Annotated in this window: 20 protein-coding genes and 1 tRNA gene; 7 read left to right on the top strand and 14 right to left on the bottom strand. The window is 58.7% G+C overall.

Annotation, left to right across the window (positions count from 1 at the left end; all coding sequences use genetic code 11):
- Positions 1-8: 8 nt before the first annotated feature.
- From ACZ89E_RS30055 to ACZ89E_RS30025, 7 genes are all read left to right on the top strand, one after another.
- Positions 9-1,178, top strand: a complete 1,170-nt coding sequence (locus ACZ89E_RS30055; RefSeq protein ID WP_476255020.1) for an IS4 family transposase — start codon at positions 9-11, stop codon at positions 1,176-1,178.
- Positions 1,179-1,611: 433 nt separating this feature from the next.
- Positions 1,612-1,995, top strand: a complete 384-nt coding sequence (gene gcvH / locus ACZ89E_RS30050; protein WP_476256944.1) for a glycine cleavage system protein GcvH — start codon at positions 1,612-1,614, stop codon at positions 1,993-1,995.
- A 9-nt stretch (positions 1,996-2,004) separates the two neighbouring features.
- A complete protein-coding gene (gene gcvP, locus ACZ89E_RS30045) occupies positions 2,005-4,857 on the top strand; it encodes an aminomethyl-transferring glycine dehydrogenase (RefSeq protein WP_476256943.1) in 2,853 nt (950 codons plus the stop codon).
- Positions 4,858-4,963: 106 nt separating this feature from the next.
- Positions 4,964-6,340 carry an L-serine ammonia-lyase gene (locus tag ACZ89E_RS30040; RefSeq protein WP_149657878.1) on the top strand — a complete coding sequence of 459 codons (1,377 nt, stop codon included), beginning with the start codon at positions 4,964-4,966 and terminating at the stop codon, positions 6,338-6,340.
- A gap of 33 nt (positions 6,341-6,373) precedes the next feature.
- Complete coding sequence (gene gcvT / locus ACZ89E_RS30035) at positions 6,374-7,498, top strand: glycine cleavage system aminomethyltransferase GcvT (protein ID WP_476256942.1); 1,125 nt, start codon at positions 6,374-6,376, stop codon at positions 7,496-7,498.
- Positions 7,499-7,890: 392 nt separating this feature from the next.
- Positions 7,891-8,103 carry a cold-shock protein gene (locus tag ACZ89E_RS30030; RefSeq protein WP_003175786.1) on the top strand — a complete coding sequence of 71 codons (213 nt, stop codon included), beginning with the start codon at positions 7,891-7,893 and terminating at the stop codon, positions 8,101-8,103.
- A 96-nt stretch (positions 8,104-8,199) separates the two neighbouring features.
- A complete protein-coding gene (locus ACZ89E_RS30025; RefSeq protein WP_476256941.1) occupies positions 8,200-8,688 on the top strand; it encodes an RDD family protein in 489 nt (162 codons plus the stop codon).
- 85 nt (positions 8,689-8,773) lie between these two features.
- On the opposite strand, the gene nadA is transcribed toward ACZ89E_RS30025, so the two are convergent.
- The 14 genes from nadA to ruvC form a co-directional block, all read right to left on the bottom strand.
- A complete protein-coding gene (gene nadA, locus ACZ89E_RS30020) occupies positions 8,774-9,832 on the bottom strand; it encodes a quinolinate synthase NadA (RefSeq protein WP_149657881.1) in 1,059 nt (352 codons plus the stop codon).
- A 271-nt stretch (positions 9,833-10,103) separates the two neighbouring features.
- Positions 10,104-10,179 (bottom strand) — tRNA-Lys (locus ACZ89E_RS30015).
- Between the two features lie 63 nt (positions 10,180-10,242).
- Positions 10,243-10,935, bottom strand: a complete 693-nt coding sequence (gene queC / locus ACZ89E_RS30010; RefSeq protein WP_149657882.1) for a 7-cyano-7-deazaguanine synthase QueC — start codon at positions 10,933-10,935, stop codon at positions 10,243-10,245.
- Position 10,936: 1 nt separating this feature from the next.
- The gene (gene queE / locus ACZ89E_RS30005) at positions 10,937-11,584 is read right to left on the bottom strand and encodes a 7-carboxy-7-deazaguanine synthase QueE (protein WP_149657883.1); all 648 of its coding nucleotides are present in this window, start codon (positions 11,582-11,584) and stop codon (positions 10,937-10,939) included.
- Positions 11,585-11,750: 166 nt separating this feature from the next.
- Positions 11,751-12,593 (bottom strand): tol-pal system protein YbgF, encoded by an 843-nt coding sequence (gene ybgF / locus ACZ89E_RS30000; protein ID WP_149657884.1) that lies wholly within the window; start codon positions 12,591-12,593, stop codon positions 11,751-11,753.
- A 6-nt stretch (positions 12,594-12,599) separates the two neighbouring features.
- On the bottom strand, positions 12,600-13,097 hold the full coding sequence (gene pal / locus ACZ89E_RS29995) for a peptidoglycan-associated lipoprotein Pal (protein WP_003178634.1): 498 nt from the start codon (positions 13,095-13,097) through the stop codon (positions 12,600-12,602).
- A 52-nt stretch (positions 13,098-13,149) separates the two neighbouring features.
- A complete protein-coding gene (gene tolB / locus ACZ89E_RS29990; RefSeq protein ID WP_476256940.1) occupies positions 13,150-14,418 on the bottom strand; it encodes a Tol-Pal system beta propeller repeat protein TolB in 1,269 nt (422 codons plus the stop codon).
- Positions 14,419-14,447: 29 nt separating this feature from the next.
- Positions 14,448-15,527: a cell envelope integrity protein TolA gene (tolA, locus tag ACZ89E_RS29985; protein ID WP_149657886.1), complete on the bottom strand. Its 1,080-nt coding sequence runs from the start codon at positions 15,525-15,527 to the stop codon at positions 14,448-14,450.
- Positions 15,527-15,979 (bottom strand): protein TolR, encoded by a 453-nt coding sequence (gene tolR / locus ACZ89E_RS29980; RefSeq protein ID WP_166656030.1) that lies wholly within the window; start codon positions 15,977-15,979, stop codon positions 15,527-15,529. The genes tolA and tolR overlap by 1 nt, the downstream gene beginning before the upstream one ends.
- Positions 15,980-16,002: 23 nt before the next feature.
- A complete protein-coding gene (gene tolQ / locus ACZ89E_RS29975; RefSeq protein WP_054044990.1) occupies positions 16,003-16,698 on the bottom strand; it encodes a protein TolQ in 696 nt (231 codons plus the stop codon).
- Positions 16,688-17,155, bottom strand: a complete 468-nt coding sequence (gene ybgC / locus ACZ89E_RS29970; protein ID WP_149657887.1) for a tol-pal system-associated acyl-CoA thioesterase — start codon at positions 17,153-17,155, stop codon at positions 16,688-16,690. The genes tolQ and ybgC overlap by 11 nt, the downstream gene beginning before the upstream one ends.
- A gap of 138 nt (positions 17,156-17,293) precedes the next feature.
- Positions 17,294-18,355 carry a Holliday junction branch migration DNA helicase RuvB gene (gene ruvB, locus ACZ89E_RS29965; protein ID WP_133838095.1) on the bottom strand — a complete coding sequence of 354 codons (1,062 nt, stop codon included), beginning with the start codon at positions 18,353-18,355 and terminating at the stop codon, positions 17,294-17,296.
- Complete coding sequence (gene ruvA / locus ACZ89E_RS29960) at positions 18,356-18,973, bottom strand: Holliday junction branch migration protein RuvA (RefSeq protein WP_149657888.1); 618 nt, start codon at positions 18,971-18,973, stop codon at positions 18,356-18,358.
- Between the two features lie 114 nt (positions 18,974-19,087).
- Positions 19,088-19,612: a crossover junction endodeoxyribonuclease RuvC gene (ruvC, locus tag ACZ89E_RS29955; RefSeq protein ID WP_008147379.1), complete on the bottom strand. Its 525-nt coding sequence runs from the start codon at positions 19,610-19,612 to the stop codon at positions 19,088-19,090.
- Positions 19,613-19,689 lie beyond the last annotated feature (77 nt).

Here is a 19,689-nt window from a genome sequence, read left to right as displayed (position 1 = left end):
GACCACTCATGTTCACCAGTACCCGTTTAGCCCAGTTACTCAGTGCAATTCCGCGTCAGTTCTTCCGGCAATCTGCCGAAAGGCACCAGGCTGATCGCTACGTCAAACGCTGCACGTCCTGGCAATTGCTGGTAACGCTGATCAGCGGCCATGTAACCCAAGCCTTGAGCCTGCGGTCCTTGGCGACCTTCTCCGAAACTCTAGGCCCGCACAGCTACCATCTCAAAGCCGGCCCCATCGCTCGTTCGACCCTGTCAGACGCTTTGAACAAGCGCGACTACCGGCCATTTCAGGATCTTTGCGAGTTGTTGTTGCGCGGCATCAGCCGCCAGCAGCGTAAAGAAGTCGGTGCCATGGTCAGTCTGATTGATTCGACTTCAATCACCCTGCGCGGTCCTCACTTCGATGATTGGACGGCGGCGACGAAAACCCAAATTACCCAGGGCCTCAAAGTGCATGTGGGGTTGGATTTGGCGCAACTGGCCCCGGTGTACGTCAACATCACGCCGGCCAACGTCAACGACGTGAGCGACGCATTAAAAATGCCGATCGAGGCCGGTATGACGTATGTGTTCGACAAGGGTTACTGCGATTACAACTGGTGGCACCAGTTGCAAACCAAGGGGGCTTTTTTCGTCACTCGTTTGAAGAAAAACGCCAATACCAAAGTGCTGCGCGCGCACTCGCCCGCAACCGAGCAAAGCTCGGTCATGACCGACGAAGTCGTCCAATTTGGTAAAAAACGCTTGGCCGGAAAACGTCTGAATGACTACCGCGATACACCGCTAAGACGCGTCGTGGTTGAGCGCAAGAGCCATGCCACACCGTTAACGCTGGTGACCAACGACTTCACCAGAACAGCGGAGGAAATCGCCGCCCTGTACAAAGATCGCTGGAAGATCGAGCTGTTTTTCAAGTGGATCAAACAACATCTGAAACTCAAACGTTTCTATGCCTTTTCTGAAAACGCAGTGCGCCTGCAAATTTACAGCGCCTTGATCAGTTACTTGCTACTGCAAATTTTCCATCGGCGCTCGGGATTTACCGGTTCACTGTTCGAGTTCACAGTTCGCATAGCCCATGTCCTGCATGAGCGGCCCGCTGTCCCAGAGTTAAGAGATAGACGAAGGCAGGAGCGAGAAAAGCTGAAGGCTGCCCAAGGCAGCCTTCAGCTATGAAACGTGTTTACCGGACACTAGTGACGCTCTGCGTGGGAATGCAGCCCGGGACGCTCTGCGTCCCAAAGCGGACGCGGTGCGTCCATTGAGGCATTCCCACGCGGAGCATGGGAACGATCCAAGCTTCTAACCTGTTTAAAAGCGACCTTCATCTGTACTGAAAGCGCTACAGCGGAACGATATCGATACACCCTCCTTAGATCACCGCTGTGCAAGGCTTTGATCCCATTACGCTTTTTTCTTTGCTTTGAGCTGTAGCGATTTCGCTACAGACATTTCAATCACTCGTTCGTCAAAAACTCCCAACCCGTTGATATTTAAAGACTTAATAACCTTGGCCGCGTTCTTGCTTAGTAACCATCTATAAAGAAGGGCTTTAGCCCAAGCATTCAATCGCGTCCACCAGACGAGTCTGGCCCCCTTAGGAGTTTCCATGAGCGAGTTGCGTTTTACTGAAGATCACGAATGGCTGCGCACTGAAGCTGACGGCAGCGTCACAGTCGGCATCACCGCTTTCGCGCAGAACGCCTTGGGCGACGTGGTTTTCGTACAACTGCCTGAGCTGCAGTCCTACGACAAAGGCGCTGAAGCCGCCACCGTGGAATCGGTTAAAGCCGCCAGCGGCGTGTACATGCCCCTCAACGGTGAAGTGCTGGAAGTGAACCCGGCGCTCGACAGCAGCCCTGAACTGGTCAACGAAGATCCGCTGGGCGAAGGCTGGTTCTTCCGCTTCCGGCCAACCGACGCCTCGGCCGTTGCCAAATTGCTCGATCAGGACGCCTACGACCGTCTGATCAAAGCCAACGCCGAAGCCTGAGGAATCGACATGACTCAAGTAAATCTCAGCACCGCCAACGAATTCATCGCCCGCCACATCGGCCCGCGTGCCGGCGATGAGCAAGCCATGCTCAACAGCCTCGGTTTCAACTCTCTGGAAGCCCTGAGCGCCAGCGTCATCCCCGAAAGCATCAAAGGCACCAGCGTCCTCGGCCTGGACGATGGCCTGAGCGAAGCCGACGCCCTGGCGTTGATCAAAGGCATCGCCGCCAAGAACCAGCTGTTCAAGACCTACATCGGCCAGGGCTACTACGGCACCCACACGCCGTCGCCGATCCTGCGCAACCTGCTGGAAAACCCGGCCTGGTACACCGCTTACACCCCGTACCAACCGGAGATTTCCCAGGGCCGCCTCGAAGCGCTGCTGAACTTCCAGACCCTGATCAGCGACCTCACCGGCCTGCCGATCGCCAACGCTTCCCTGCTTGACGAAGCCACCGCCGCTGCCGAAGCCATGACCTTCTGCAAACGCCTGAGCAAGAACAAGGGCAGCCACGCGTTCTTCGCTTCCGTGCATTGCCACCCGCAAACCCTCGACGTGCTGCGCACCCGTGCCGAGCCGTTGGGCATCGACGTGGTGGTCGGCGACGAACTGGAACTGACCGACGTAACGCCGTTCTTCGGCGCGCTGCTGCAATACCCGGCGAGCAACGGTGATGTCTTCGACTACCGCGAACTGACCGAACGCTTCCATGCTGCCAACGCGTTGGTCGCCGTCGCGGCTGACCTGCTGGCCCTGACCGTACTGACGCCACCGGGCGAATTCGGTGCCGACGTGGCCATCGGCAGCGCCCAACGCTTCGGCGTGCCGCTGGGTTTTGGTGGCCCGCACGCGGCTTACTTCTCGACGAAAGATGCGTTCAAACGTGACATGCCGGGCCGTCTGGTCGGCGTCTCCGTGGACCGTTTCGGCAAGCCGGCCCTGCGCCTGGCCATGCAGACCCGCGAGCAACATATCCGTCGCGAGAAGGCTACGTCGAACATCTGCACCGCCCAGGTGCTGTTGGCCAACATCGCCAGCATGTACGCCGTTTACCACGGCCCCAAAGGCCTGACCCAGATTGCCAACCGCATTCATCACCTGACGGCGATTCTGGCCAAAGGCTTGAGCGCAATCGGTCTGACGGTTGAGCAAGCAAACTTCTTCGACACGCTGACTCTGAACACTGGCGCTAACACTGCCGCATTGCACGACAAGGCTCGCGCCCAGCAGATCAACCTGCGCGTCGTCGATGCTCAACGCCTGGGCCTGTCCCTCGACGAAACCACCTCGCAAGCCGACGTGGAAACCCTGTGGGCCCTGCTGTCCGACGGCAAAACCCTGCCGGACTTCGCCGCCCTCGCCGCCTCCGTTCAAAGCACCATCCCGGCCGCGCTGGTTCGCCAATCGCCGATCCTCAGCCACCCGGTGTTCAACCGTTACCACTCGGAAACCGAGCTGATGCGCTACCTGCGCAAACTCGCCGACAAGGACCTGGCCCTGGACCGCACCATGATCCCGCTGGGTTCGTGCACCATGAAACTCAACGCCGCCAGCGAAATGATCCCGGTGACCTGGGCTGAATTCGGGGCCCTGCACCCGTTCGCCCCAGCCGAACAAAGCGCCGGTTATCAGCAACTGACCGATGAACTGGAAGCGATGCTCTGCGCCGCCACCGGTTACGACTCGATCTCGCTGCAACCGAACGCCGGTTCACAAGGTGAATACGCTGGCCTGTTGGCGATCCGTGCCTATCACCAGAGCCGTGGCGAAGACCGTCGCGACATCTGCCTGATCCCGTCGTCCGCCCACGGCACCAACCCGGCCACCGCCAACATGGCCGGTATGCGCGTGGTTGTGACCGCGTGCGATGCCCGTGGCAACGTCGACATCGAAGACCTGCGCGCCAAGGCCATCGAGCACCGTGAACACCTCGCGGCATTGATGATCACCTACCCGTCGACCCACGGCGTGTTCGAAGAAGGCATCCGCGAAATCTGCGGCATCATTCATGACCACGGCGGCCAGGTGTACATCGACGGCGCGAACATGAACGCAATGGTCGGCCTCTGCGCGCCGGGCAAGTTCGGCGGCGACGTGTCGCACCTGAACCTGCACAAAACCTTCTGCATTCCCCACGGCGGTGGCGGCCCGGGTGTTGGTCCGATTGGCGTGAAATCGCACCTGACGCCGTTCCTGCCGGGTCACGGCACCATGGAGCGCAAGGAAGGCGCGGTCTGCGCGGCACCGTTCGGCAGCGCGAGCATTTTGCCGATCACCTGGATGTACATCCGGATGATGGGTGGCGCGGGTCTCAAGCGCGCTTCGCAACTGGCGATCCTGAATGCCAACTACATTTCCCGTCGCCTGGAAGAGCATTACCCAGTGCTGTACACCGGCAGCAACGGCCTGGTGGCGCACGAATGCATCCTCGACCTGCGTCCGCTGAAAGACAGCAGCGGCATCAGCGTCGATGACGTGGCCAAGCGCCTGATCGACTTCGGTTTCCACGCGCCGACCATGTCGTTCCCGGTGGCTGGCACGTTGATGATCGAGCCGACCGAAAGCGAATCCAAGGAAGAACTGGACCGCTTCTGCGACGCCATGATCCGCATCCGCGAAGAAATCCGCGCGGTGGAAAACGGCACGCTGGACAAGGAAGACAACCCGCTGAAAAACGCCCCGCACACCGCGGCGGAGATTGTTGGCGAGTGGACGCATCCGTACAGCCGTGAGCAAGCGGTGTACCCGGTTGCATCGTTGATCGACGGCAAATACTGGCCACCGGTCGGTCGCGTCGACAACGTGTTTGGCGATCGCAACCTGGTGTGCGCCTGCCCGTCGATCGAAAGCTACGCTTAAGAAAAGCAGCTTCAAGTCGCAAGCTTCAAGCTGCAAGAAAGAGCTGATCAGCTTCTAACTTGCCGCTTGTAGCTTGCTGCTTGCCGCTACTCCACTGGAGTTCACCATGTCATTAAGCGTGTTCGACCTGTTCAAGATTGGCATCGGCCCCTCCAGCTCCCACACCGTCGGCCCGATGCGTGCCGCTGCGCGTTTCGCCGAAGGTCTGCGCCGTGAAGGGCTGCTGGCCGCGACCACCTGCGTCAAAGTCGAGCTCTACGGCTCGCTCGGCGCCACGGGTAAAGGACACGGCAGCGACAAGGCTGTGCTGCTCGGCCTGGAAGGCGAACACCCGGACACCGTGAACACCGAAACCGTCGCTGCCCGCCTGCAAGAAATTCGCGGCAACGGTCGTTTGAACCTGCTCGGCGAACACAGCATTGCGTTCAACGAGAAAGAACACCTGGCGATGATCCGCAAACCATTGCCCTATCACCCCAATGGCATGATCTTTCGTGCCTTTGACGCCGCAGGCCTGCAAGTGCGCAGCCGCGAGTACTACTCGGTGGGTGGTGGATTCGTCGTCGATGAAGACGCCGCCGGCGCCGACCGTATCGTCGAAGACGCCACGCCCCTGACCTTCCCGTTCAAAAGCGCCAAGGATCTGCTCAGTCACTGCACCACCTACGGCTTGTCGATCAGCCAGGTGATGCTGACCAACGAAAGCGCCTGGCGCCCGGAAGCGGAAACCCGCGCCGGCCTGCTGAATATCTGGCAAGTGATGCAGGACTGCGTCGCTGCCGGTTGCCGCAACGAAGGCATCCTGCCCGGCGGCTTGAAGGTCAAGCGCCGGGCGGCGGCGTTGCATCGGCAATTGTGCAAGAACCCGGAATCGGCGCTGCGCGATCCGCTGTCGGTGCTGGACTGGGTCAACCTCTATGCGCTGGCGGTCAACGAAGAAAACGCCAATGGCGGGCGCGTGGTGACGGCGCCCACTAACGGTGCAGCGGGGATCGTCCCGGCGGTGTTGCATTACTACATGCGCTTCATCCCCGGCGCCAACGAAGACGGCGTGGTGCGGTTTCTGCTGACGGCTGCGGCCATTGGCATTCTCTATAAGGAAAACGCCTCGATCTCCGGCGCCGAAGTCGGCTGTCAGGGTGAAGTCGGCGTCGCTTGCTCGATGGCGGCCGGGGCGTTGTGCGAAGTCCTCGGCGGCAGCGTGCAACAAGTGGAAAACGCCGCTGAAATCGGCATGGAACACAACCTCGGCCTGACCTGCGACCCGATTGGCGGCCTCGTTCAGGTGCCGTGCATCGAGCGCAACGCCATGGGCTCGGTGAAAGCCATCAACGCGGTGCGCATGGCTTTGCGCGGTGACGGGCAACACTTCGTCTCGCTGGATAAGGTCATCCGCACCATGCGCCAGACCGGCGCCGACATGAAAAGCAAATACAAGGAAACCGCCCGTGGCGGTTTGGCGGTCAACATCATCGAGTGCTGATGCAGGCATCCGCACTATTTTCAGGAGCTGAATATGTCCACCGAACAATTGCTGAAAACCCCGCTGCACGCTTTGCACATCGAACTCGGCGCGCGCATGGTGCCGTTCGCCGGCTACGACATGCCGGTGCAATACCCGCTGGGCGTGATGAAAGAACACCAACACACCCGTGATCAGGCCGGGCTGTTCGATGTGTCGCACATGGGCCAGATCCGCCTGACCGGCGCCAATGCCGCCAAGGCCCTGGAAACCCTGGTGCCGGTGGACATCATCGACTTGCCGGTGGGCATGCAGCGTTACGCGATGTTCACCAACGAGACGGGCGGCATTCTTGACGACCTGATGGTTGCCAACCTGGGTAACGATGAACTGTTCCTGGTGGTCAACGCCGCTTGCAAGGATCAGGACCTGGCGCACTTGCGCAAGCATATTGGTGATCAGTGCACCATCGAGCCGTTGTTCGAAGAGCGCGCGTTGCTGGCCTTGCAAGGTCCGGCCGCCGTGACCGTACTTGCACGCTTGGCCCCTGAAGTGGCGAAGATGACCTTCATGCAGTTCGCCCGCGTGAAACTGCTGGGTGTGGATTGCTTTGTCAGCCGTTCGGGCTACACCGGCGAAGACGGTTTTGAAATCTCCGTGCCGGCCGCCAATGCCGAAGCCCTGGCTCGCGCCCTGCTGGCCGAATCAGAAGTCGCCGCCATCGGCCTCGGCGCGCGCGACTCGCTGCGCCTGGAAGCCGGCCTGTGCCTCTACGGCCATGACATGAACACCGAGACCACGCCGATCGAAGCCAGCCTGCTGTGGGCCATTTCCAAGCCACGGCGTGCCGATGGTGCGCGGGCCGGTGGCTTCCCGGGCGCTGAAACTGTATTCGCTCAACAGCAAGGCGGGGTCAGCCGCAAGCGCGTTGGTCTGCTGCCGCAGGAACGTACGCCAGTGCGCGAAGGCGCAGAGATCGTCAACGAAGCCGGCGAGATCATCGGCAGCGTCTGCAGCGGCGGCTTCGGACCGACCCTGGGTGGACCGCTGGCCATGGGTTACGTCGACAGCGCTTACATCGCGCTGGAAACACCGGTTTGGGCAATTGTTCGTGGGAAAAAGGTGCCTTTGCTTGTAAGCAAAATGCCATTTGTTCCACAACGCTACTACCGCGGTTGATTGACTGTTTCTATAAGTAACGCGGTTGCGTTAACAGTGCACTAATCTGTAACGCAACCGCCATAAAACAGTGCATGCTTTCGCTTATGAACTTGGCTTATAACGATCGAAAACAATTGAACACCTGTTTCGAATAAGCCGCACTAGTGGACCGACTAACAGCCACCAACCTGAGCAAAACCGGGCCCCTCACAGGGGCTTGTTTTTTATTGGCTAGTTGGCGTAGAGTTTGTTCACTGTGTTTGCATGGGTCGCTTGGAATCGTGACCTGGGCAGTAGCCTACAAGTTAGCTACATCCCGTTCGACGTCTTCTTACTCTCCTGCAACCAGCCCCAGTACTCTTTCATGAGAAAGAGACTGTCATTAATTTTTGCGTCAAAGGAAATAAGAAATGTCCCAACGTCAGAGCGGTACCGTCAAGTGGTTTAACGACGAGAAAGGTTTTGGTTTTATCACTCCTGAAAGCGGTCCGGATCTGTTCGTGCATTTCCGCGCCATCCAGGGCAACGGCTTCAAGAGCCTCAAAGAAGGCCAGAAAGTGACTTTCGTCGCTGTGCAAGGCCAGAAAGGCATGCAGGCTGACGAAGTACAAGCAGAAGCCTAACCTTCTGTAACGAAAAAGCCCCTGATGCTGACATCAGGGGCTTTTTTGTGCGCGTAAATCCGTAAAATGGCTTTCTTTTTTCACCCAGAGGCTGCCATGTCGAAACACCTGCTCAAACCCCAGGGCGACTTCCCCGCCGCCACGTTGGGTCGTCGCCTGGCAGCGATGTTCTATGACTTCCTGTTGTGCACCGCCCTGTTGATCGTCACCAGCGGCCTCTACAAGATGATCCAGATGGCGATCATCGGCGAAGACAAGATGCGCACCCTGACCGAAGCCGGCGCCCTGGACGGTGATCCCTTACTGTCGACGGTGCTGTTGTTCGTGCTGTTCGGCTTCTTTGCCAAGTTCTGGACCTGGTCCGGCCAGACCCTGGGCATGCAGGTGTGGTGCATCCGTGTGCAGAACGCCGATGGTTCATCCATCAGCTTGTGGCAGGCGTTGTTGCGGTTTGTGGTGTCGATTGCATCGTGGCTGTGTGTGGGCCTGGGGTTTCTCTGGCCGCTGTTTGATAAGCAGAAGCGCAGTTGGCATGACATGTATTCCGATACGCAGCTTGTACGCATTCCAAAGAAACAGAAGTAGCGCCCACAAAAAAGATCGCAGCCTTCGGCAACCCCTGTAGGAGCCGAAGGCTGCGATCTTTTGATCTTGCCCTTAGATATGACGCTTAAGCGTTCCCAGCCAACTTCATCCGCGCCGCCTGGGTAAAGTCCAGCATCCGCTTCAACGGCCGAATCGCCTGCGGAATCAACGCCGGATCGACAAAGATCTCGTTCGTCCCTTCCTTCAAGCTCTTGAGCGTGCGCTCAAGGGTGTTCATCGCCATCCACGGGCAATGCGCGCAACTGCGACACGCGGCACCGTTACCGGCCGTTGGGGCCTCGATGAAGACCTTGTCCGGGCACAGCTGCTGCATCTTGTAGAAAATGCCGCGGTCGGTGGCGACGATGAAGGTCTTGTTCGGCAGGCTCTGCGCCGCAGCGATCAGCTGACTGGTAGAACCGACCGCATCCGCCAGTTCGATTACCGCTGTCGGCGACTCTGGGTGCACCAGAATGGCCGCGTCCGGGTACAGCGCTTTCATGTCTTCGAGCTGCTTGGACTTGAACTCCTCGTGAACGATGCAGGCACCGTCCCACAGCAACATGTCCGCTCCGGTCTTACGCTGAATATAAGTGCCCAAATGTTTATCCGGGCCCCAGATGATGGTCTCGCCGTTATCCATCAGGCTTTCGACGATCTCCAGCGCGCAGCTTGAAGTCACCACCCAGTCCGCCCGGGCTTTGACCGCCGCCGAAGTGTTGGCATACACCACCACCGTGCGTTCCGGGTGCTGATCGCAGAACGCCGAGAACTCGTCCACCGGGCATCCCAGGTCCAGCGAGCAGGTCGCGTCCAGGGTCGGCATCAGCACGCGTTTTTCAGGGTTGAGGATCTTCGCGGTCTCGCCCATGAACTTCACCCCGGCGACCACCACGGTCTTGGCCGGGTGGGCATTGCCGAAGCGTGCCATTTCCAGGGAGTCGGAGACGCAGCCACCGGTTTCTTCGGCCAAGGCCTGAATCACCGGATCGCAATAGAAGTGAGCCACCAGCACCGCGTCCTGAGCCTTGAGCTCGGCAGCGATGGCAGAACGGTAATAGGCCTCTTCCTCGGCGGTCAGCGGCTTGGGCTGCTTGGCGTCGAGGTGAGCTTGAACCAGTAGGCGTTCGGAAATTTGCGTCATGATCGCAAGACCTGCGGGCGCTTTCGCGCGAAAGTCGAGTATACACCCGGCTCCGGACCCCTTACGGGTACCGCCGGGAGAGTGAGTATTCATCAGGCACAGCGTTGGAGCCGGGCAAGGCTACAGAATATCCCGTGGATGCAAAAGATGATTCTGACCTGCGTCACGCGGTGTAGCACCGCGTGGAGTCGAACTCAAATCGCAGGCAAAAAAAAATCCGGAAATCCTCACTTGCGTGGGCCTTCCAGACTTTTAAAACTGCTACAAAAAATGGTGGGTCGTGTGGGATTCGAACCTACGACCAATTGGTTAAAAGCCAACTGCTCTACCAACTGAGCTAACGACCCGCTGTGTGGTGGCGCGTATAATACTGATTTTTAAGGACTATTCAACACCTAATTTGAAATAAATCAAAAATAAGGTGTTGGGTCGCTGATTCCGGCTGCTGCGAAGCCTTCTGCACGCAGGCGGCAGCTGTCGCATTTGCCGCAGGCATAGCCTTTATCGTCGGCCTGATAGCAGGAAACCGTCAGCCCGTAATCGACGCCCAGCTTCACGCCGGCCTGGACGATCTGCGCCTTGCTCAGGTTTTGCAGCGGGGCCTGGATACGGAAACCGTTGCCTTCCACACCGGCCTTGGTCGCCAGATTGGCCATGCGCTCGAAGGACTCGATGAACTCGGGACGGCAGTCCGGGTAACCCGAATAGTCCACGGCGTTCACACCAATAAAGATGTCGCGCGCCCCGAGCACTTCAGCCCAGCCCAACGCCAGCGACAGAAAAACCGTGTTGCGCGCAGGCACGTACGTTACTGGGATACCTTCACCTGGCGTTTCTGGAATATCGATGCTGCTGTCGGTCAGTGCCGAGCCGCCCATACCGTTCAGGTTCAGACCGATCACCTTGTGCTCGATCACACCCAGGTCGCGAGCAACACGGGCAGCGGCGTGCAACTCAGCGTGGGAGCGTTGGCCGTAGTCGAAGCTCATGGTGTAGCAGGCGTAGCCTTCAGCCCGGGCCATGGCCACGACTGTTGCCGAGTCCAGGCCGCCGGACAGCAGGATCACCGCACGTTTCTCGGTAGTGTTCAGTTGTTCAGTCATATCAGCGCCCCGGCTCGTCATTCCAAAGATATTTATGCAGCTGCAATTGCAAACGCACTGGCAGATTGTCCGCCACCACCCAGTCAGCCAGGTCCCGCGCATTGAGGTCATGGTGACTTGGCGAGAACAGCACTTCGCCGGCTCGTCGGTCCAGACCGTACTGGATCAGCTTGGACACAGCCCAGTCGTAGTCCTCCCGCGAGCAGATGACAAACTTCACCTGGTCGTTGGGCGTCAGCAGTTCGATGTTCTCATAGCGGTTGCGGTGCGCTTCTTTCGAACCCGGAGTTTTCAGATCGACGACGCGACTGACCCGGGAATCTACCGCCGAGATGTCGAGCGCACCACTGGTTTCCAGAGACACTTCGTAACCGGCGTCGCACAACTGCTTGAGCAATGGGATGGCGTTGGGTTGCGCCAACGGCTCGCCGCCGGTGACACACACGTAACGCGGACGAAAACCGGCCACTTGCGCGAGGATGTCGTCGAGGGGGCGAATGGTCCCGCCGGTGAATGCGTAGGCGCTGTCGCAGTATTGGCAACGCAATGGGCAACCGGTCAGGCGCACAAAAACAGTGGGCAGCCCGGCAGTCCGCGTTTCACCCTGCAACGAGTAAAAAACTTCGGTAATTCTCAATGTGTCTTGCATAGTCGCCACGGGCGTAACAGCTAAACAGGCTGTCCGCCTCCGTCAGGCTCTTCAAGGAACCCCGCCAACGCGCGAATCCCAAAAAGCGTGTTTCAGAAAAAGGGCGTGAATTCTAACGAAAAAACCCGCAACGAGTGCGGGTTTCTTCAAAACGGCTCAAACAGGCTTACATGCGCTGCAGATCGCGTTGAGCCAGCTGTGCGGCGGAAGTGCCCGGATATTGCGACACCACCTGTTGCAAAATGCCTTTGACCTTGTCGGTATGACCCAGGCGGCGTTCTACATCAGCGAGCTTGTACAGCGAGTCAGGCACTTTGGCGTGCTTGGGGTACAGCTGCGAAACCTTGGCAAACGCCTGACCTGCACCTTGCAGATCGCCTTTGGCCAAATTGACTTCGCCCAACCAGTACTGGGCATTGCCCGCGTATTGGCTGTTCGGGTATTTGCGCAGGAAAGCGGCGAAAGCCTGGCTGGCCTTGTCGAAATCCTTGGCTTTGATCAGGTCGAAGGCCGCATCGTAATACAGTTTTTCCTTCGCCGGATCACCCGGTTCACTGCTGGCGGCAGGGGCTTGAGCGGCGGCCGCTCCTGCACCTGCGCCTGCAGCGGCTGCTGCGCCGGGGGCATTCAGAGTGCCACCGGTGGAAGAATTATCAGGAGTCGCGGCCGGTGCAGCGCCGGTTCCTATGCGCCGATCAAGATCCTGGTATCGCTCCAGGCTTTCTTGCTTCATGCGCGATACATCATTTTGCAGAACTTCGATCACACCCTGTTGGCGTGAGATCTGCTCCTGCATGGATTGCAGTTGGTTGAACAGCTCGCCCTGTGCCGAGACAGGGGCCGAAACCCCTCCCCCGGCATAGGCGCCGTTCGTACCGTAACCCGCAGGCGGATAACTGCTCCCGCTGTTAGAACCGGAGTTGTTATCGACCACAGGAACCGCAGCCCACACCGCAAGCGGTGCGAGACTGAGAGCCAAAACAGTTACAGCACGACGGCACGTTCGCATGACGAATTACTTACGCAGTTCGACGCGACGGTTTTGAGCCCAGGACTGCTCGTCGTTGCCGGTAGCAACTGGACGCTCTTCGCCGTAGGAAACCAGTTCCAGCTGAGCTGGGGAAACACCTTGCAGTACCAGGTAGCGCTGAACGGCTTTCGCACGACGCTCGCCCAGTGCCATGTTGTACTCACGAGTACCACGTTCGTCGGTGTTGCCTTCCAGAACAACGCGAGCGCCGTTTGCTTTCAGGTCTTTAGCGTGAACATCCAGAGCGCGCATGGCTTCTGGCTTCAGGTCCGAGCTGTCGTATTCGAAGTAGAAAGTGGTGATTGCGCGCAGAGCAGCTTCTTCGCTCAGGGAGCCGTCAACTGCACCAGTGTTAGCGCCGTAACCAGCGTTTGGATCAACAGCGCCTTCACCGGCATTGTCGCCGCCTTTGGACGAGCAACCTACAGCTACAGCCATGGCCAGAGCCAGCGCAGCAAATTTACCAAACTTCAGCATTTCCATCGTGAAACTCCTAATGAACCCCAGTGTGTTAAGTAAAACGTGTAGCGCCGCGTCAGTTCAGGTAAGGGGACCAGGAAGGTTCTCTGACTTCGCCTTGTGCGGTAGGAAGCGGGAGCCTTACGCGTCCATTAATGGACACGAGCATCAAGACTCCCCGGCCCTGCTGGCGGGTGGCGTAGATTACCATGGTGCCGTTGGGCGCAACAGTAGGCGACTCGTCCAGAGTGCTATCAGTGAGGATTTTTACGCTTCCGCGCTGCAAATCCTGGGCCGCCACCTTGAAATTAGTGAAGCCGTCCTGGCGGTGAATCATCACCAGGGTCTTTTCATCGGCCGAAAGTTTCGGGTTTGCGTTGTAGTTACCGATGAAAGTCACGCGTTCCGCACCGCCACCACCGATGCTGGTCTTGTAGATTTGCGGCTTGCCGCCACGGTCGGAGGTGAAGTAGATGGTCGAACCATCCTTGCCCCAGAACGGTTCGGTGTTGATGCCGGGACCGTTGGTGACACGAGTGATCTGACGCGAACCCAGGTTCATCACGTAGATGTCCGGGTTACCGTCTTTCGACAACACGAATGCCAGGCGATTGCCATCCGGCGACCAGGCTGGCGCGCCATTCAGGCCTTCGAAGTTGGTGATCTGCTCACGGCGGCCGGTGTCGATGTTCTGCATGAAGATGCGCGGACGCTTCTGCTCGAACGATACATAGGCGATGCGCTTGCCATCCGGTGCGAAACGCGGCGACAGGATTGGCTCGCGCGATTGCAGCAGGGTCACGGCGCGGGCACCGTCGTAGTCCGAACGTTGCAGTGTGTAGCGCGTGTTCTTCTCGGAGAAACGCTCGGCGGTCACGTACAACAGGCGAGTCGAGAACGCACCTTTAATACCGGTGAGCTTTTCGAACGACTGGTCAGCGATGTAGTGCGCCATGTCGCGCAGCTGATCAACCGTACCGGAGACACTGCCTTCCGATACTTTTTGCTCGGTCGCAACGTTGAACAGCGAGTATTGGACCTGCAAGCGACCGCCCGCCGGAACAATGTTGCCGACCATGATGAACTGGGCGTTTACCGCTTTCCAGTCACGGAAAATGATTTCGCTCGGCTGGGTCGGCTGGCTGATCATGTTCTGCTTTGGAATCGGCGAGTAGTAGCCCGAGTTGCGCAAGTCATTACCGATGATTTCGGCCATGTCATCCGGCAGCACGGTGCCGCCCTGGAAACCAAATGGCACTACGGCAATTGGAGTTGCCTGGGAGCTACCACTGCTGACCAGAATGTTTTTTTCATCTGCGCTCGCCAATCCTGCAAAGCAGAACATGACTACAAGCAGTCCTCGAAGAAGGTTTCTCACAAGGCTAGATCCTCAGGTGTGAATGTCATCTTGAATGAACGATAGGGTGCGAAATCACTTGCCTTCAGACCCTGCATTTCGGTCAAACGACCAATATTTTTTACTGCCGCTACCGCTGAACTGTCGAACGGCACATCACCACTGGAATGAGCTACCGAGACGCCGGAGATCGTTCCGTCAGGCAACATGTTGATCTGCAGGATCACCTTCATGCCCTTGCGGGCCGACGGCGGCTGCGCCCAACCTTCAGAAGCGCGTGAACGAATCAGGTCATCGAAGTTGCCGGCGACTTCGTCACCCTGCTCATCGGCCAACGCCTGCTGACGCTCCGGCTTGTCGGAAAGCAAATCTGCCAAGGCCTGAGCCTTTTTGTCTTCGACCGATTTACGTGCCGCATCCTGCGATTTCTTCTTCGCAGCATCGGCAGCAGCTTTCTTCTTGGCTTCGTCGGCGACTTTCTTCTTCGCCTCTTCAGCGTCAGCTTTCTTCTTGGCGTCGTCCGCGGCTTTCTTTTTCGCGTCTTCGACGATCTTTTTCTTCGCTTCTTCAGCGGCCGCTTTCTTGGCCTCTTCTTCCGCAGCCTTCTTGGCTTCTTCTTCAGATTTCTTCTTGGCTATATCAGCCAATTGTTTCTCTTCGGCCTTTTTGGCTTCGGCGGTCTTCTTGGCTTCGTCGGCTTTCTTGGCTTCATCAGCCTTTTTGGCTTCCTCAGACTTCTTGGACTCGTCGGCCTTCTTGGCTTCCTCGGCTTTTTGAGCCGCTTCTTCTTTCTTTTGTTCCGCAGCCTTCACCGCTTCCTGCTCGACCTTCTTCTGTTCCATCTGTTCGACTTCAGTCTGGCGCGCAGCAGATTTCTGCGCTTCACCCGCAATCTTCTGATTGGTCTGGGTGACAGCCCGACTTTTCGATTTCAGCTGGTACAAGGTCGCCTGGACAATCGGCTTGGCCGGCGGCAACTCAGGCGTCAGGGCAAAACTGACGAACAGCATGCCGAAAACCAGCACGTGCAAGCCAATCGCCCAGACACTAGGCCAGAAGTAGCTTTCCGAGGCTGTTGGCTCTCGTTGTTGCTGCATCAGGGCGCCTCGGTAATCAAGCCAACATTACCGACCCCGGCTTTCTGCAACCCGCCCATGGCACCCATAACGGACCCGTAGTCGACGGTCTTGTCACCACGGATGAACACCTGGGTACGCTTGCCACCTTCAGTGCCTACGCGAATGATCTTGGTCACGGCGTCGGTCATCTGCGGCAAGGTCATCGCCTTGTCCTGCTGCTTTTCGGTGTCGACTTCGCTGCCAAGGTTCCAGTAGTAGGTCTTGTCAGCCTTGATCGAAATGGTCAGGACCTGGGTGTTGTTGTCCTGCGGCAAGGCTTCGCTGGAAACCTTGGGCAGATCAACTTTCACGCCCTGATTGAGCATCGGCGCGGTCACCATGAAGATGACCAGCAGTACCAGCATCACGTCGATGTAAGGCACCACGTTCATCTCGGCGACCGGCTTGCGCTTTTTGCGAGCTCGAGCGATTAAAGCCATTGGAAATTACCTGCTTATTCTTCGCTGGTGTGCACTTTGCGGTGCAGGATCGCCTGGAATTCGTCGGCGAAGGTGTAGTAACGGCTCAGCAGGGTTTCGCTGCGGGCAGCAAAACGGTTGTAAGCGATAACGGCCGGGATGGCTGCGAACAGGCCGATGGCGGTAGCCACCAGTGCTTCGGCAATACCCGGGGCCACGGTGGCCAGGGTCGCTTGCTGGGCAGTTGCCAGGCCGCGGAAGGAGTTCATGATGCCCCAGACCGTACCAAACAGACCGATGTACGGGCTGACGGAACCGACAGTGGCGAGGAACGGCAAGCTCTGCTCGAGCTTTTCTTCTTCGCGGGAAATGGCGACCCGCATGGCACGGGCCACGCCTTCCATGACCGCTTCCGGGTCAACCCCTGGCTGCTGGCGCAGACGGGAGAATTCCTTGAAACCGGCACGGAAGATCTGCTCGACGCCCGAATCCGGGTCAGGGTTGCTGCCGGCCTGACGGTAGAGTTTGGACAGGTCGATACCCGACCAGAAGCGCTCTTCAAAGCTCTCCAGGGCACGTCGACCGGCGCGCAGCAAATTGCTGCGCTGAAAGATCATGATCCATGAGGTCACCGATGCGGCTACCAGAATCAGCATTACCAACTGCACCACGACGCTGGCATTGCTGACCAGGCTCCACATGGAGGAATGGTCGACGACGTTAGCTTCCACGCTTTATCTCCTGCTTTGAGTGTGTACCCGCGCCGCTCACGTCGGCAAAGGCCGCACGTAGAGCTTCGGGAATGGCCCGGGGTTTCAAACTGTTAGTGCGCACACAGGCCACCAAAAACTGCCCTTCGCAGAGCAGCACATTATCCGTAGCCCGCCTGACCTGCTGTTTAAAGCGCAGGCTGACACGGTTCAATTCGATTACTTCAGCGCTTACCAGCAGCTCGTCGTCCAGTCGCGCCGGCGCGTGGTAACGCGCTTCGCTGGAATGCACGACGAACAACAGGTCCTCCCCTGCCAGCTGGGATTGGGCAAAGCCCAGTTCCCGGAGCCGCTCGGTTCGAGCCCGTTCCATAAACTTGAGGTAATTAACGTAATACACGATGCCGCCCGCGTCGGTGTCCTCGTAATAAACGCGACAACGATGTGCGAACGGCTCAAGCCCGTTTTGCGCGCGCATACTCTAGTGCTTACTCCTCAGGTTGCCAATCCGGCGAGGCAACTGTTTTTGATTGTTTCTGCGGCTTTCCAGTGAAAGATTCGTCATGTGAGCCCCTAGGACCACACAAACCGTCAATCGATCAGCCCGCAAAGGTGATTAATCGTCTACTGCATCAAGGAACTCGTCTACCACGGGCATCTCGCCCAATCGTGACGGAATGTTTAAACCGAAGTGCAGGTACGCGTGCCGGGTGACTACCCGCCCCCGCGGGGTACGCATGATATAGCCCTGCTGAATCAGGTACGGCTCCAGCACGTCTTCAATGGTGTGGCGCTCTTCGCTGATAGCGGCGGCCAGGCTGTCCACCCCCACCGGGCCACCGTCGAACTTCTCGATCATGGTCAACAGCAAGCGTCGGTCCTGGTGATCGAAGCCACGCTCGTCGACATCCAGCAGGTTCAGGGCCAGGTCGGCGATCGGTTTGGTGATGTGGCCCTTGGCGCGGACTTCGGCGAAATCCCGCACCCGGCGCAACAGGCGGTTGGCGATCCGCGGCGTGCCACGGGCGCGGCGAGCGATTTCGAAGGCGCCCTCCGGGTCCAGCGGCAAGCCGAGGATGTTCGCCGAGCGCATGACAATCGTCGCCAAGTCGGCGGTGCTGTAGAACTCCAGGCGCTGCACAATCCCGAAACGGTCGCGCAACGGGTTGGTCAACATGCCGGCCCGGGTGGTGGCACCGACCAGGGTGAACGGCGGCAGATCCAGCTTGATCGACCGCGCAGCCGGGCCTTCGCCGATCATGATGTCGAGCTGGAAATCTTCCATGGCCGGGTACAGCACTTCTTCGACGATCGGCGACAGCCGATGGATTTCGTCGATGAACAGCACATCGTGCGGCTCAAGGTTGGTCAGCAATGCCGCCAAATCACCCGGACGCTCAAGGACCGGGCCCGAGGTGCTTTTGATCGACACGCCCATTTCCTGGGCGATGATGTTGGCCAGTGTGGTTTTACCCAGGCCCGGCGGACCGAAGATCAGCGTGTGATCCAGGGATTCGTTACGGCCACGGGCAGCCTGGATAAACAACTCCATTTGCTCGCGAACGGTCGGCTGGCCAATGTACTCGGCCAGGCTGAGGGGACGAATCGCGCGGTCCTGGACTTCCTCGCGGTCGCGAGGGCCAGGGGTGGCGGCAATCAGACGATCAGCTTCAATCACTTAAATCATTCCCTTCAGGGCACGGCGAATCAGGTCTTCACTGCTCAAGCCTTTCTCCTTGATCGAGGTAATCGCCTTGCTGGCTTCCTGCGGCTTGTAGCCCAGGGAGACGAGCGCGCTGATCGCATCACTCTCGGCGGTGACCGTCGAAGCTGGCGCATCCGGCCCACCCGGCTGGTTCGGCACCAGGGCGAACATCGCCGGCACGGTTTCCCAGGCCTTGAAGCGGTCCTTGAGTTCCACCAGCAGGCGTTCGGCAGTCTTCTTGCCCACGCCCGGCACCTTGGTCAGCGCCGAGGTGTCCTGGGACTGCACGCAACGCACCAGCTCATCGACTTCCAGGCTCGACATCAGGGCCAGGGCCAATTTCGGCCCGACACCATTGAGACGGATCAACTCGCGAAAAAAGTCTCGCTCACGCTTACTGGCGAAACCATAGAGTAACTGCGCGTCTTCGCGTACGACTAAATGGGTGTGCAAGGTCAGCGGTTCACCGACCGACGGCAAGCGGTACAGCGTGGTCATGGGCACTTCCAGCTCATACCCCAGGCCGTTTACATCCAGAATCAGGTGCGGCGGCTGCTTTTCAGCCAGGGTGCCGCGCAAGCGTCCAATCACGTTTCGAATCCTTGAGCGTTGGCCAGGCAGGTGCTGGCGACTGACAGGACAAGGGTTTTGCGCCGACGACACAGGCGCAAAACCCTCATCCCGTAAAAATGATTGCTGATGCTATCAGAGACGCAGGCGCCCGCCACGACTGCGTGCAGTTCCCAGGCCATGAGGCAGCAGGCTGGAACGGGTGTGCGCATGACAAATGGCGATGGCCAGGGCGTCCGAGGCATCGATTTGCGGCTTGCTGGTCAGTTTCAGCATGTGCATGACCATCATTTGCACCTGCTCTTTATTCGCCGCGCCGGTGCCAGTGACCGCTTGTTTGACCTGGGTCGCGGTGTACTCGGCGATTTCCAGGCTTTCTTCGGCGCCGGCGACAATGGCCGCGCCGCGAGCCTGGCCCAGCTTCAGCGCCGAGTCGGCGTTGCGGGCCATGAAGACTTTTTCGATGCCCATGGTGACAGGGCCGTAGGTCTGGATGACTTCGCGCACGCCGCGATAGACGATCTGCAGGCGTTCGTGCAACTCGCCGGAGCCGGTGCGGATGCACCCCGACGCCACGTACACGCAGCCGCGTCCGGTATCACGTACCACGCCATAACCGGTGATGCGCGAACCGGGGTCGATACCAAGAATTAAAGTCATAACGCCTGCGCAATGTGGTGCGATCGCTGAGGGGAACCGTAGGAGCTGCCGAAGGCTGCGATCTTTTGGCTCTTGAA

This window comes from Pseudomonas sp. TE3899, from assembly GCF_056279105.1.
This window is presented reverse-complemented; position numbering and strand designations above follow the sequence as displayed.